Annotated in this window: 9 protein-coding genes; 6 read left to right on the forward strand and 3 right to left on the reverse strand. The window is 45.8% G+C overall.

Annotation, left to right across the window (positions count from 1 at the left end):
• Window positions 1-146 precede the first annotated feature (146 nt).
• Window positions 147-1,295 (reverse strand): L-threonine dehydrogenase, encoded by a 1,149-nt coding sequence (gene yiaY / locus ACVBIK_RS00910; protein WP_447168860.1) that lies wholly within the window; start codon window positions 1,293-1,295, stop codon window positions 147-149.
• Window positions 1,296-1,806: 511 nt separating this feature from the next.
• Here yiaY and malQ point away from each other — a divergent pair.
• The 6 genes from malQ to ACVBIK_RS00940 all read left to right on the forward strand — a co-directional run bounded on the left by malQ (window position 1,807) and on the right by ACVBIK_RS00940 (window position 14,576).
• Window positions 1,807-4,269, forward strand: coding sequence for a 4-alpha-glucanotransferase (malQ, locus tag ACVBIK_RS00915; RefSeq protein ID WP_447168861.1), 2,463 nt, complete (start codon window positions 1,807-1,809; stop codon window positions 4,267-4,269).
• Entirely contained in the window at window positions 4,266-6,542 is a 2,277-nt protein-coding gene (glgB, locus tag ACVBIK_RS00920) for a 1,4-alpha-glucan branching protein GlgB (RefSeq protein ID WP_447168862.1), read from the forward strand. Before malQ ends, glgB begins: the two co-directional genes overlap by 4 nt.
• Before the next feature lie 3 nt (window positions 6,543-6,545).
• Window positions 6,546-8,801 carry a glycogen debranching protein GlgX gene (gene glgX / locus ACVBIK_RS00925; RefSeq protein WP_447168863.1) on the forward strand — a complete coding sequence of 752 codons (2,256 nt, stop codon included), beginning with the start codon at window positions 6,546-6,548 and terminating at the stop codon, window positions 8,799-8,801.
• On the forward strand, window positions 8,798-11,320 hold the full coding sequence (locus tag ACVBIK_RS00930) for a glycogen/starch/alpha-glucan phosphorylase (protein WP_447161898.1): 2,523 nt from the start codon (window positions 8,798-8,800) through the stop codon (window positions 11,318-11,320). Before glgX ends, ACVBIK_RS00930 begins: the two co-directional genes overlap by 4 nt.
• A 79-nt stretch (window positions 11,321-11,399) precedes the next feature.
• Window positions 11,400-12,662, forward strand: coding sequence for a glucose-1-phosphate adenylyltransferase (glgC, locus tag ACVBIK_RS00935; protein ID WP_447161905.1), 1,263 nt, complete (start codon window positions 11,400-11,402; stop codon window positions 12,660-12,662).
• 132 nt (window positions 12,663-12,794) lie between these two features.
• Window positions 12,795-14,576 (forward strand): glycogen synthase, encoded by a 1,782-nt coding sequence (locus ACVBIK_RS00940; RefSeq protein ID WP_447168881.1) that lies wholly within the window; start codon window positions 12,795-12,797, stop codon window positions 14,574-14,576.
• A 126-nt stretch (window positions 14,577-14,702) separates the two neighbouring features.
• Here ACVBIK_RS00940 and ACVBIK_RS00945 read toward each other — a convergent pair whose 3' ends face one another.
• Both ACVBIK_RS00945 and ACVBIK_RS00950 read right to left on the reverse strand, forming a co-directional pair.
• Window positions 14,703-15,176 carry a LabA-like NYN domain-containing protein gene (locus ACVBIK_RS00945; protein ID WP_447161896.1) on the reverse strand — a complete coding sequence of 158 codons (474 nt, stop codon included), beginning with the start codon at window positions 15,174-15,176 and terminating at the stop codon, window positions 14,703-14,705.
• A gap of 138 nt (window positions 15,177-15,314) precedes the next feature.
• Window positions 15,315-15,518 (reverse strand): hypothetical protein, encoded by a 204-nt coding sequence (locus ACVBIK_RS00950; RefSeq protein WP_447161895.1) that lies wholly within the window; start codon window positions 15,516-15,518, stop codon window positions 15,315-15,317.
• Window positions 15,519-15,535 lie beyond the last annotated feature (17 nt).

Genomic DNA, 15,535 nt, shown 5'->3' on the forward strand with positions numbered 1-15,535 from the left:
ACCTTTCACCTCTTACTTAACCGTTAAGTGTTTGCTCTGGGTAAAACTAGACTTTGACTTTTTAGAGCGAGTTAATGCGTATTAACTATTGCTCTTAACTAAAGCGCATTAACTATTGCTTCTTACTTCTTACTATTGTTTCTTAACTAAAGCGCATTAGTAAAAATTTGGCAGATCTCTGCGTGAGTCGCTTGCTTAGGGTTGGTAAAACCACATGCATCTTTAAGTGCATTGTCAGCAAGTGTTGCAATATCTTCAGCCTTGACCCCTAGCTTAGTGAGGTTCTCTGGAATATTGACTGCAACAGATAACTTCTTAATGGCTGTGATTGCGGCCTCTGCACCTTGCTCATCACTCATTGCTGCTACATCTACGCCCATGGCTTTGGCAACATCTTTTAATCGAGCAGGTACAACTTGCGCGTTGTAGGCTTGCACATGAGGCAGTAGTAATGCGTTACATACGCCATGTGGTAGGTCATAGAAACCGCCGAGTTGGTGCGCCATTGCATGCACATAACCAAGGCTCGCATTGTTAAATGCCATACCGGCTAAGAACTGTGCGTATGCCATTTGATCGCGCGCTTCAATGCTTTGGCCATTTTCAACGGCCTCGACCAAGTTTGCTTGAATGAGCTCAATCGCTTTAATCGCGCACGCATCCGTTATTGGGTTCGCGGCAATCGATACGTAAGCCTCGATGGCGTGGGTTAATGCATCCATACCTGTCGCAGCGGTTAGGCCTGCAGGCTTTAGTAGCATTAACTCAGGATCGTTTACGGAAAGAATGGGGGTCGTGTTCTTATCTACGATGGCCATCTTAATATGACGCTCTTCATCGGTAATGATGCAGAAACGGGTCATTTCACTCGCAGTGCCTGCGGTGGTGTTGATGGCAACGAGGGGAAGTTGTGGCTTAGTTGATACATCTAAACCTTCATAATCTTTAATGCTACCACCATTGGTTGCAACTAATGCGATGCCTTTTGCGCAGTCATGTGGCGAGCCACCACCAAGAGAAATCACGAAATCACAGTTGTTAGCGGTTAATATTTCAAGACCTGCTTCGACGTTACCCACTGTTGGGTTAGGTTGTACACCATCGAAGATGACAGAGTTAATATTGTTGCTTGCCAACTTGTCTGTGACCTGGGCTACCAGACCAATATCAACGAGAGGTTTATCTGTAACAATTAATGCATTTTTAAAGCCTAGTGACTTGATGTCACCAATCGCTTCAGTAACAGCATCTTGCCCTAAGATATTGACAGATGGGATAAAAAATTTAGCAGCCATAAGAATCACCTATTACGCTTTTAATGTTAAAAGTTGTTATCTTTTCTGGTAATTAAAGTACCAACACTAGTTTGATAAAGGTGTGACCAACTTCAAATAAGGCGTTTATTTAGCTAAAAATAGCCCGAAAGTTGGATCTGTCTTACTAATTTTGTAATTTTATGACATGGAGACAAGTATTCAGTTAAGCACAATTTTTCAGGTATTCGCTCTACTGAATTTTGATATTACTGTTCGCTCTTAATCTCTTATTTTATGGCTAATATCGTTCAATATCGTTCAATATCGGTCAGCGGCTGCGCTAATTTTGTGCAGATGTCTGCCTGACTGTTTAATGCCTTTTTTAGATGTTTCGATTACATCTGTTTGTACTTCCCATTTAACGTGCTGATTTTATTAGCATGAATAATGTCACCCTGTTGCAATAAAACTGTCTTCAAGCTGTTATTTGTCTTTGGCATGGTAACTGCTCTATTAAGTTTTTGAATGGCGAAGTGCAAGGATGACAGGTATGGGGCTAGAAAAGTTACTGTATTTGCAAGGCGTAGCGGCGGAGTTTATCGACTGCCATGGCGCGTACATCCGGATCTCAGAGGAGGATAGGCTTAATATATTAGCCTGCATGCTAGCACCCCATGAGCAGCATAAATGTGAACCCGCAATGGTACGCCGTCATCAACTTCAGTCTTCCCCATGGATAGAGCAAAGAAACTATCTACTTGATGCTAAACCTTGGACACAACTATTACCGGTATTTCAGCATTGCGATATTAACCAGCTAACCCTAGAGGTTTATCTGCCACAAACTTATCGGCAGGTGCTTAATATTAAGCTGCAGCTTGAATGCGGTGAGTGTTATCAATTTAGTTGTACGCCGCACAGTAACGAGCACTGTGAGGTTATTGGTAATTATCACATCGCTGCAGATGTGTATCTGCATTATCGATTAACAATATCAGCGGCTTTAATGGGTATTGAGTTACCTCACATCGGCCTTGGGTATCATAAAGTCAGTGTCGAGCTTGATACCTTAGGGGCTATACCTGAAGCGTCATTGAGTCAAGCCTTAACTGAATCGAGCAAGCAGCATGCTACGGGGACTTGGCTGGTGGCACCTGTTGAGACTTTTCAGGGAGCAGAAGCGGTAGCGCGGGCCAGTAAATTTACTAAATCTACTAATGCCACTAAGTCCACTAATGCCAATAAGCCCACGAAAGCCTGGGGACTGAGTATTCAGCTTTATAGTCTACGCAGCGAAAACCAGTGGGGGATAGGTGATTTTGGCGACTTAATGCAGCTTATCGATATGCTTGCTAAGCATGGCGGGGCATTTATTTTACTTAACCCACTACACGCACTCGATATTGCCAATCCAGATGCAGTGAGTCCTTACAGCCCAGATGATCGACGTCGACTTAATCCACTTTATATTAATATTGAGCAAGTGGCAGAATTTGAACTGCTGAAGCTTGAAGCGCTATTAACGGCATTAAATCGTGGTTACGCACCGAGTAAAGCACATAAGCCATCGGTAAGTGATGACAGCTTCAAAGGAGTTGCTAGTCTTGATGCGTTAAAAAGGGTGTTAAACCAATCAAACTGGTTAAATTATCGAGATATTAGCCACTATAAATACATCGTTTATCAACAGTTATATCAGGCATTTTGTCAGCAACACCTAGAAGTTAATACACCTAGAGCGCGGCTATTTAAACAATTTGTCTGCGAGCAAGGCGCGGCGCTTAACCAGTTTTGCCAGCATCAGTCTGCAGCCCAAAAGTGTAACCGTGACGAACCGCAGTTTTTTGCTTACTTGCAGTTTATCGCTGAGCAGCAGTTAGCCCAGTGTCAATTGCACGCTAAACAGTTGCAGATGTCTATCGGGCTAGTCCGCGATCTTGCCGTTGGGGTATCGGCCGATAGCTGTGAAGTCGCGTCTCAGCCTGAGTTATTTTGTACCCATGCCAGTATTGGCGCGCCGCCCGATGAGTTTGCACCTCAGGGGCAAAACTGGGGACTGACTCCTTTTGATCCAATCGCGCTTAAATCCACTGGTTATCAGCATTTTATCGATTTATTACGCTCGAATATGCAGTCTTGCGGGGCCCTTCGTATCGATCATGTTATGTCACTACTGCGTTTATGGTGGTGGCCAAAGGATAGCGAGCTTGGTGGCGGGGCTTATGTTTATTATCCGCAGGATTGCTTGATTGCGATCTTATGCATCGAAAGTCAGCGTGCTCGCTGCCAGATTATTGGTGAAGATTTAGGCTTGATTCCGCCAGAAATAGTGTGTCGCTTGCAAGCTGCTGGGGTGATGTCAAACCAATTGTTTTATTTCAATAAGCAAGATGATCAGTTTACTCCCCCGGCGGATTATAAACGTCGTTGTTTAATGATGTTAGCCAATCATGACGTCCCAACATTAAAAGCCTGGTGGCAAGGTAGCGACTTGTACTTACGTCGCTCGCTTGAGCTTATTGATAGTGATGAAGCGCTTAAGTTTGCACAAGATGAGCGCGCCAAGAATAAGATACAACTGCTCAATCTGTTGATCAACCAAGGTGCGATGTCTAGTCAGTGCAAATTACATGAGATTGATTATCCGCAATTGTTACAGGCTTGGATAAAGGTGAGTGCAGCCGGTAATGCTGAATTATTTAGTGTACAGCTGTGCGATCTTACATTAGAGCGTTTAAGCGTTAATGTGCCGGGCACGTGGCAGCAATACCCTAACTGGCAGCGACGCTTACCTAAAACATTAGCTGAGATAGCAAAAGATGACCGCGTGCAGCATTTGATGCTGCAAGTGTCGGCAGGTCGCATGGCGGGTTTTGCCGCTAATACTAAGGACGCAGTTCAACATAGCAGCAGTGATACTGGCTCAGAGCTGTGCAGGGACAAGACGTTTGATAGTACAAGCTCGTCAATTTCTGAATATTCAAACCACACCAATACGGACAACCTTCTATGAACTCTATTGCTATGACTCAACATGCTGGTGAATTGCAAAGCGGTGGCGATATTGCGCTACTTAATAGCGAATATGTAGACGTATTTGGTTTGCTAGGCATGCACAGTATTAATCAAGGTAAGGCTTTGAGTGTACGTTGCTTCTTGCGTGGTGCGCTAAGTGTTGAGGTCATTTGCTATAAAACAGGTCGTAAAGTTGCCAGCCTAGAAAGACATAATGAAGAGGGGATATTTAGCGGCATTATGGGGCGTAGAGTTAAACCTTTTTTGTATCTATTGCGCGTGCAATACCCTTTGAACCAAGAAGATATTATTGACCCTTACCAATTCCCGAGTTTGTTAGCTGATGATGACGTATATCTGTTTGGTGAAGGTCGACAAGAGCACGCTTACCAGTTTCTGGGTGCTAACTGGCGCAGCGTTCAAGGTATCGAGGGGGTGCATTTTTGTGTATGGGCTCCCAATGCAAAGCGAGTCTCGCTTCTAGGGGATTTTAATCATTGGGACGGCGCCGTTCATGTTATGCGTCAGCATTTGGCCAATGGTTTATGGGAGATTTTTCTTCCCAGCGCCAAAGGGGGTCAACATTACAAATTTGAAATTGTTAGCTGCCATGGCGAACGGTTAGAAAAGTCCGATCCTTATGCCAAGGCGATGCAAGCTGCGCCAAGTAATGCTTCTTTGGTGCCGCAGCAAACTTTATATCAATGGCAAGATAGCCAATGGCTTCAGGCTCGCGCTAAGGTCAAATGGCATCAAGCGCCGATGTCAATTTATGAAGTTCACTTAGCATCATGGCGGCGTAAAGGTGAGCAGGGTGAAGAGTATTTTGACTATCAAGACTTGATTGAACAGCTTATTCCCTATGTCGTTGATATGGGCTTTACCCATTTACAGTTAATGCCAATCAGCGAGTATCCGTTTGATGGCTCTTGGGGGTATCAGCCTGTTGGCTTGTTTGCGCCTACTTGTCGTTTTGGTGATCCCCAAGCCCTTAAAGCTTTTATTGATGCCTGCCATCAAGCTGGGATCGCAGTGATCTTAGATTGGGTGGCGGCGCATTTTCCAAAAGATCCCCATGGATTAGCTCAGTTTGATGGGAGTTGCCTGTATGAACATAACGATCCTCGCCAGGGGGAACATCCTGATTGGGACACGCTTATCTATAATTATGGCCGCGGTGAGGTACAAAGCTACCTGTTGAGTAATGCGTGCTATTGGCTTAAAGAGTTTCATTTTGACGGACTCAGGTTAGATGCCGTGTCATCTATGCTTTATCTCGATTACAGCCGAGAACCCGGAGAGTGGCAGCCTAATGAGTTTGGTGGTCGAGAAAACTTAGCGGCCATTGACTTTTTACAGGCGCTGAATCAGCGCATGTACCAAGCGTTTCCGGGGATCTGCATGATAGCCGAGGAGTCTACCGCTTGGCCGGGGGTGACTCATATGCTTGATACGCAAGACGCCGAGCGACACGGCTCACACAATTTGGGCTTTGGCTTTAAGTGGAACATGGGCTGGATGAATGACAGCTTAGGTTATATTAAGCGCGACCCGATTTACCGAGTACACCATCACCAAGAATTGACATTTAGCTTAGTGTACCAATATACCGAGCAGTTTATTTTGGCGCTTAGCCACGATGAAGTGGTACACGGTAAAGGCTCTTTACTGCACAAAATTCCCAATGATGATTGGCAAAAATTTGCCACCCTAAGAGCCTATTATGGCTTTATGTGGGGTCATCCGGGGAAAAAGTTGCTGTTTATGGGCAGTGAGTTTGCTCAGCGTGATGAATGGAGCCATAACAAGAGTTTAGATTGGCATCTACTGCAATACGCGCCCCATCAAGGAGTGCAATTGTGGCTTAAAGATCTCAATAGACTTTATCAGTCGAGTGAGCAATTGTGGCAGCTAGATGGCGAACCTGACGGGTTTCGTTGGTTAGATTGCAATAACAGCCAAAGCTGTATTTTTAGCTTTATGCGCAGTAGCAGGGCCGTCGATAGTAAACAAGGTGATAGTAAAAAAGGCGAGAGCTCAATTATCTTTATTATCAATATGACGCCACAGGTGCATGAAGGCTTTCGTATCGGTTTACCCGATAAGCATGATTATATCGAATTACTCAATAGTGATAGTCAGGCCTATGGTGGCAGCAATGTCGGCAATAGTGGCGTTATTTTAGCGCAAGAACAGCCCTATCAGGGACTGGCTTATAGTGCTGAGATCACGATTGCTCCACTTGCTTGTTTAGTCTTAGGTCGGGGCTAAAGCGTGCAAGTACTGAAGGGAAGACCTTACCCTCTTGGGGCGACCTTAGATGACAATGGGGTTAATTTTGCGCTGTTTTCTGCCCATGCAACCAAAGTCACGCTGTGTTTATTTGACCGCAGCGGTCGTTTTGAAACCCAGCAAATCGTATTGACCGAAAACACACAACAGGTTTGGCACGTGTATTTGCAAGGCGTAGATGCCGCTCAGGTTTATGGTTACCGGGTTGATGGCTTATATGAACCTCATTCAGGGCACAGATTTAACCCTTACAAACTGTTACTCGACCCTTACGCTAAGCAGTGGGTGGGTGAGTTTATTGAGCACGAAAGTCACTATGCTTATCAGGTGCAAACTGCTGATGATGTGGGAAGTGCACATGATAAGAGCGGCAACTATGACAAGAGTAGCGATCAGGATTTATGCTTAGATCTGCGTGATAATAGCCAATATATGCCAAAGTGTAAGGTGGTTGATTGTCGAAATCTGCCCCCAATAGCCCCACTCAATCACATAGTTCAAGCTGCATATCGTCATAATGAAGTTGGCTGTCATAGCGGCAATCATAGCGGCAATATGAGTGGAGATGAGCCAACAGCACTAGAGCAAAGCATTATCTATGAGCTGCATGTAAAAGGCTTTTCTCAGCAGCATCCCCAGATTGAACCATGTTTTAAAGGCACTTTTCTCGGTTTAGCTCAGCCTAGCGTACTGCAATATCTCAAACAGTTGGGGGTGACGGCAGTTGAGTTATTACCCGTCCATAGCTTTATCTCCGAAGCGTTTCTGCAAGATAAACAGCTAACCAATTACTGGGGATACAACAGCCTTGGGTTCTTTGCCCCCCACAACGCATATTTAAGCCAAGGTAACATTGACGAGTTTCGCCAAATGGTGAGCGCGCTGCATCAATCCGGTATCGAGGTGATCCTCGATGTGGTTTACAACCATACCGGTGAAGGAAATCACCTTGGACCTACGCTGAGTTTTAAAGGCATAGATAACCTAAGCTATTACCGCTTACTGGCGAACGATAAACGCTTTTATATTAATGACACAGGCTGTGGCAACAGTTTGAACATCACTCACCCGCGGGTATTACAACTGGTTCTCGACTCGTTACGATATTGGGTCGAGGTGATGGGGGTTGATGGTTTTCGGTTTGATCTGGCCAGCGCGCTTGGGCGAGAGGCCTATGGATTTGATCCGGGATCCGGTTTTTTTGATGCTATCGCGCAAGATCCCGTGCTTAATCGAGTGAAATTGATCGCTGAGCCATGGGACATTGGTCCGGGCGGTTATCAGTTGGGGGGCTATCCACAAGGGTGGAGCGAGTGGAATGATCGATATCGCGATACCTTAAGGCGGTTTTGGCGCGGCGATATGGGTATGTTGCCAGAGCTTGCGCGCCGATTTCATGGCTCAAGTGATCTGTTTGAGCCGTCAAAGCGTGGCCCCTGCGCGAGCATCAACTTTATAACCAGTCACGACGGTTTTACCTTGCAAGATCTTTTGAGTTACAGCGAGCGTCATAATCACGCCAATGGCGAAGATAATCGCGATGGACACCAAGAAAACGTTAGCAGTAATTACGGCGTAGAAGGGCAGACCGAGCAGGCTGAGATCCAGTCATTACGTCATCGACAGGCGCGTAATATTTTGACCTGTTTAATGTTGTCCCAAGGTGTGCCCATGTTACTGGCAGGCGATGAATTTGGCCACAGCCAACAAGGCAACAATAACGCTTACTGCCAAGATAATCCGCTTACCTGGCTTAATTGGAACCTGGCAGATTGGCAGCAACAACGTTTGCTGTTTACTCAGGCGCTCATCGCGCTAAGAAAACGTTACAGAGCGCTGTGTTACAAGCGTTATATCCATAACGACTCCTCTGATGATTCACCACAGTTACATTGGTTTTGCCGTCAAGCTGAGCCCATGAGTAAGGTGCTTTGGGCTGAAGGACAAACTCGCAGTTTAAGTCTTATTTTAAGTGGTGAATTAGAGGGGACATCGGGTAAGCAACAAGCCTTACTGTTAATGCTTAATAGCGACGAGCAAGCATTACAGTTCACCGCCCCCACGCTAGCCAATTTCTCACCATGGCAGCGACTTATCGATACTCATAGTGAACATTTTAGCGGCCAAGTCTGCCTTGACGCAAAGTCGCAGTTTACGCTCGAGCCCCAACAAACCTTATTGTTACAAGACAGAAGTGTAATGTTGTTTTACGCCCAATCTAAAGGAGTGACTGCATGACGACGCCTGTAAAAACAAGCGCTAAGACCTCGCTTAAAAAACAAAGCAAAGATAAAACATCGGCTGTAATCAAGGAGCAGGAGCAAGGCCTAGAAGCGATTCAAGCGATTGACCCTTGCAGTTCGCTCGGGGCTAGAATGCAGCGTCATGTTAATAATGGACTCGGTCGAGACTTACATGACAAGCAAGAGTTGTTTAATGCCTTGGCTTTAAGTGTTAAGGAGCAAATGCTTGAAAGCTGGCGCGCCACTCGTCAAGCCGATTGTCAGTTTGAGCGTAAGCAGGTGGCGTACCTGTCATTAGAGTTTCTTATGGGGCGGGCCATGGGGAACGCCGTTATGAACCTAGATCTGTTGCAGCAAACTAAAGAGGTGTTGCAAAGCTATGCGGTAGAGCTCGAAGAGATTGAGCAGATGGAGCATGACGCAGGATTGGGTAATGGTGGCTTGGGCCGCTTGGCGGCTTGTTTTCTTGATAGCTGCGCCAGTTTAGATCTGTGCGTCACAGGTTACGGCATTCGTTACGAATACGGTATGTTTGCGCAAAAGCTGGTGGAGGGTTTTCAAGTAGAGCGCCCTGATCGCTGGCTTCGAGAGGGTAACCCATGGGAAGTACGGGTTGCTGAGCATAATGTCACAGTGCCATTTTTTGGCCACACCAGTAGTTATGTTGACCCAAGTGGTCGTCGTAATGTGGTCTGGTTAGATACGCAAGATGTGTTAGCTGTCGCCTATGACATGCCGGTTCCTGGCTATCAAAATAATCGTATCAATACCTTAAGGTTATGGAAATCAGAAGCTACAGATGATTTTGACTTAGAAGAGTTTAATCAAGGCGATTACACCGAGGCGGTGGCGCGAAAGAACATGGCTGAGCAGATCACTATGGTGCTCTATCCAAACGATGCCAGTGAAAACGGTAAAGAGCTGCGCTTAAGGCAGCAATACTTTCTCAGCTCTGCCAGCTTACAAGATTTACTGAGAACCTGGGTTCAGCGCCGCGGTAATGATTTTAGCCAATTTGCCAAATTTAATGTGATGCAGCTAAACGATACGCATCCGAGCATTGCCATTCCTGAGTTAATGCGGCTGTTAATTGATGAACACTTTTTAGAGTGGGATGCCGCGTGGCAAGTGGTAACACAAACCATGGCGTATACCAACCATACACTATTACCTGAAGCGCTTGAGCGCTGGCCTGTACGGATGTTGGCGCACATGTTGCCTAGGATTTTAGAGATTATTTATGAGATCAACGCCCGTTATTTAGAGCAAGTGGCGCATCACTGGCCTGGAGATGCACAGCAACTGGCGGCAATGTCGATTATCGAAGAGGGCAGTGAACCCCATGTGCGCATGGCCTACCTAGCAATTGTGGCAAGCTTTTCGGTTAATGGCGTGGCAGAGCTGCATAGCAAACTCTTGGTGTCGGGCTTGTTTAAAGACTTCTATCAGCTATGGCCTGAAAAGTTTAATAACAAGACAAACGGTGTCACCCCAAGGCGCTGGCTAGCCCATTGTAATTCGGAGCTCGCATCATTGCTGACCAGGCGTTTGGGCGATGAGTGGGTGACAGATTTGAGTCATCTCAATGCCTTGAATGCCTTTACCGATGACAACGCTTTCCTGCAAGAGTGGCGCCAGGTCAAACAGAATAATAAAGCAAAGCTGGCACAATTGATTAAAGCCGAGTGCGATGTCGATTTTGATGTTGAGATGCTGTTTGATGTGCAAGTTAAGCGTATTCATGAATACAAACGCCAGTTACTCAATATCTTGCATGTTATCCATCTATACCACCAAATTCAGCAAGGCCATACCAGTGAACTGGTCCCCCGCTGCGTACTGATTGGCGGTAAAGCCGCGCCGGGGTATGCCATGGCAAAACTGGTCATTAAGCTTGCTAGCAATGTGGCTCACATGGTCAATTGCGATCCCGCAGTATCTAAGTATTTACGCGTAGCCTTTTTACCCAATTATAACGTCAGCGCGATGGAAAAAATCTGCCCAGGGACGGATCTGTCAGAGCAAATTTCGACAGCAGGTAAAGAAGCGTCGGGCACTGGCAATATGAAGTTTATGATGAATGGTGCCATTACCATCGGCACCTTAGATGGTGCCAATGTTGAGATGCTTGAAGAGGTGGGCAAAGACAATTTTTTCCTGTTCGGGCTAGATGCTCAAGAGGTGATGCGTCAGCGCCAAGATTATTGTCCGCAGCATTTTATTGATGCTTCTCCGGCTTTAAGTGAAGTGTTGGCGCTACTTAAAAGTGGTCATTTTAGCCTGCTTGAACAAGGGATCTTCTCACCAATCATTGATGCCATCACCAATAAAAATGACCCATGGATGATAGCCGCAGACTTTGAGTCATACCGTTTAGCGCAAGAGAAAGTGTCCAGAGCCTATAAAAATCCGATCACATGGACACAAATGAGTATCCGTAACACCGCTGCAAGCGGTCGTTTCTCTAGTGATGTCACCATCGCTAATTATCGTGACGAAATCTGGAAGGCTTAACCATGGAACAGATACAGACTCAGATAAATAACGCACGACATAATCTCGATTTTTGTTCAAGGAGTGAACGCTAATGACTATCACCAACCCACGTTATATTAGTAACTTAACCCGCGATACTTATGCCATTATTCTTGCGGGGGGCAGAGGTTCTCGCTTACATGAACTGACGGACTGGCGCGCTAAACCTTCATTATATTTTGGAGGCAAATTTCGCATTATCGATTTTCCGTTATCTAACTGTATTAATTCTGGGATCCGCAAGATTGGTGTGGTGACTCAATATAAATCTCATTCACTGATCCGTCATGTGATGCGCGGTTGGGGGCACTTTAAGAAGGAGCTGGGTGAGTCGGTTGAGATCTTACCAGCATCACAACGTTACTCGGAAAACTGGTACCAAGGTACGGCTGATGCAGTGTTTCAGAACATTGATATTATTCGCCACGAGTTGCCCAAATACGTGATGATATTATCGGGCGATCACGTATATCGCATGGATTATGCGGGGTTGTTGGCAACTCACGTTGAATCGGGGGCTGATATGACAGTTTCCTGTTTAGAGGTTCCGGTTGCAGAGGCCGCTGGTGCATTTGGGGTGGTTGAAGTGGATGAAACCAAACGTATTTTAGGTTTTGAAGAGAAACCTGAATTACCTAAGCATTTACCTGAAAACCCTGAGATGTGTTTAGCCTCTATGGGCAACTATGTGTTTAATACAGAGTTCTTATTTGATCAACTTAAGCGTGATGCTCAAAACGAAGATTCAGATCGGGATTTTGGCAAGGATATCATTCCAGCCATTATTAAAGAGCACCAAGTGTTTGCCCACCGTTTTCGCAGTGCCTTTCCGAACGAGGAAGCTTACTGGCGTGATGTGGGGACATTAGATTCGTTTTGGCAAGCCAATATGGAGCTGCTATCACCGACACCAGCACTTAACCTTTATGACGCCAAGTGGCCGATTTGGACGTATCAAGAGCAACTGCCGCCAGCTAAATTTGTATTTGACGATGATGAACGTCGCGGCATGGCATTGGACTCGATTATTTCTGGTGGCTGCATTATCTCTGGCTCAACGGTGCGCCGCAGTGTGCTATTTAATGAAGTGCGAGTGTGTTCATTTTCCAGTGTCGAAGACTCGGTTATCTTGCCTGATGTGGTGGTGCTACGAAATTGCAAAATCAAAAATGCGATTATAGACAGGGGCTGCATTATTCCCGAAGGGACTGTGATTGGCTATAACCACGAGCATGACAAAGCCAAAGGCTTTAGAGTTTCGGAAAAAGGTAAAGTGTTAGTCACGCGAGATATGTTGGGCTTACCTGTGGGGTATGAGTGATTTATGCTGCCGCACAATAATATCGACAACCAGACTCAGGCGCTGAACGTGGGTAATGGTCTGAGCCAAAACCATACGCTAAGCAATGAGCTTAATCGTGCGCCTACTGAGGTCACCCAGGCTCGGGTATTAATGCTGGCCGCTGAAAACGGAGCGATTCCAGGCGCGAAAGTTGGCGGCATGGCCGATGTGATCAATGACTTACCAGTGGCGTTAGCGGAGCTCAATATTGCCGTTGATGTGGCAATGCCAAGTTTTGGCTCATTGATAGCGGCGGCCAATGCACATTGGCTGGCAGATGTTGACGTTGAGTTTTCAGGGAAAAAGCAACAGGTCGGCGTGTACCGCGCGCTAAACCCTAAGCTTGCTAATAGTCATTTCTACTTATTTGAACATCCACTTTTTCATGGCAGTCATGGCGCTTATTTTCAAGGTGAGGCCTCTAGACCATTTGCAGAAGATGCAACTAAGTTTGCCTTGTTTAATCTTGCTGTTGCAGAAGCGCTGCGCATCGATTTTCTAACTGAAGACGGAGCGCAGTACTTTGCTGATAAACCGAGTCATATTCATCTGCATGATTGGCATAACGGATTATTTGCGGTGCTGCGTGCCTTCGATAGTCGCTATGGTTTTTTGCAAGATTTACCTTGTGTGTTCAGTATTCATAATTTGGCATTGCAGGGGATCAGGCCTTTTAACGATGAGGCGTCGTCATTTGCAGCCTGGTATCCGCACTTAAGTGCCGAGCTTACTGAACTGCAATGCAGCTTGATTAAAGATCCACGCTATAGCAACTGCATTAACCCAATGCGGGCCGGTATTGTGCTCAGTGATAAGGTTCACCTGGTATCGCCAAGTTATGCCTTAGAGGTGCTCAGCCCCTCATTACCCGAGCAGGGTTTCTTTGGTGGCGAGGGCTTAGAGCTGGACTTGCAACATCAGCGTAATCGCAACAACCTGGTGGGTATACTTAATGGCTGTATGTACCCACAAGCACTGGCAGATGTTGAAAAAGAGGTCGAACAAGGCGGTGATAACGAGCATTGCAGCAATGTAGATGCTGAAGTTACCAAGCAAGAGGCTAACAAGAAAAAGCCTAGCAAGAAAGCCAATCAACAAGGCCGAGTCGATTTAACTAGGCAGGTTATCGAGCAGGCGTTAAACACGATTATTCAATGGCAGGTGGGCAAGGCACAGGTAAGAACGCAAGACTTTATTGCTCAATGGCGTTTGCAGCAATGGCTGGCAGAGGTGACTCATCATATCGATTTAAACAGTGCCAATGCAAAAGAGGCCACTCACACTGAAGATACTAGGTTTATCATGACCTCTGTTGGTCGCCTAACGGATCAGAAGGTGATGTTGCTGCGTAGCCGTTTTGAGATCGACAATGACGACTGCACTTTACGAGGCCGCACGGTATTAGAGGCCTTGCTGATACGCATGGCAGCTTTCGATGTTAATGCACGTTTTGTCATGCTGGGGAGCGGTGATGCAGAGATAGCCCGTGAGTTTTCAGACATAGCGGCTAAACATCAACAGTTTATTTTCTTAGATGGTTATGATGAACAGCTATCCGATAAGCTTTACAAGCTAGGTTCACTATTTTTAATGCCCAGCTCGTTTGAACCTTGTGGGATCAGCCAAATGTTGGCGATGCGCGCGGGGCAGCTCTGTTTAGTTAATCGGATCGGTGGCCTTAAAGATACGGTACATCATCTAGAAACAGGTTTTACCTTTGAGGGGGGCGATATTCCATCTCAGGGCGCGGCGCTATTGCAGGTCTTTGATGAGGCTACCACTATGGTGGGAAGTGCACGTTGGAATGCTATGCAACAAAGCGCCAAGGCGCAGAGATTTGATTGGCATTCACAGGCAAAGCGTTATCAGGCGTTGTTATACGACTGCACTTGAACAATAAGCTGGTTAACGGGCTTGTAGCAACTCACTTGAAAAGTAATGGCTGTTAACTGGATAAATAAATTATGGCGGACAGATAGTCCGCCATAACACTTGTCGCTCACTCAAAAAATGTCACTGTTACAGCAGTAAGCTGTCATTGATTTCGTGGAACTGTTCAGTTGAGTCAATCAGTGATTTGGCCGTTAAACTAGGCACGCCATAAACTTGGGTTTCAACACCATATCTTTGTTTTATTTTTTGCATTAACAGATCAAAGTCACCATCGCCAGATAGCAAAATCACCGCGTCGACTTCACTTGCGGCTTCCATGATGTCAATGGTAATACCTACGTCCCAATCGCCTTTAGCTGAGCCATCGCTGCGCTGAATAAAAGGCTTAAGTTTTACCTCAAACCCTATGTGTTTTAATGCATCTTGAAACTTGAGCTGGCCATCATCACCGCGATGAATGGCATAAGCGGTCGCTTGAACTATGTCACCTTCATAGCCTAAATGTTGCCACAGTTTGCGGTAATTAAATTGCCGTCCGTATGCTTGGCGGCACGTGTAATAGATGTTTTGTACATCAACAAAAAGGGCAATTTTTTTCACAGAGTACTCATTGGGTTAGCGTGCTATAGCTTAATGATGAACATTATTGTTGCAGCACTGAGGTTACTTTTCATTGGCAAGCAAAGACAATAGCGCAGCTTGGCTATTGAGTGAAGTCCAGTATTGGGAAAATTATCGCTAAATGTAGAGATCTACCAGATGGGAGTCATTATTATCTGATTGTCGGCGATCGTAGACATCTAAATGAGGACTGTGAGGGTATTTACTTTGGTTGCCACTTAAGCGGCGCTCTGCGATAAATTGCCCATTAATAAAAACTGTCTCGTAGATCCTTGGTTCGGCTTCCTGCCAATCTTTTTGTTTAAACTCTGCTTCCTGCATAAGTTCCACCTAACGCT

The organism is Shewanella sp. 125m-1 (assembly GCF_052977065.1).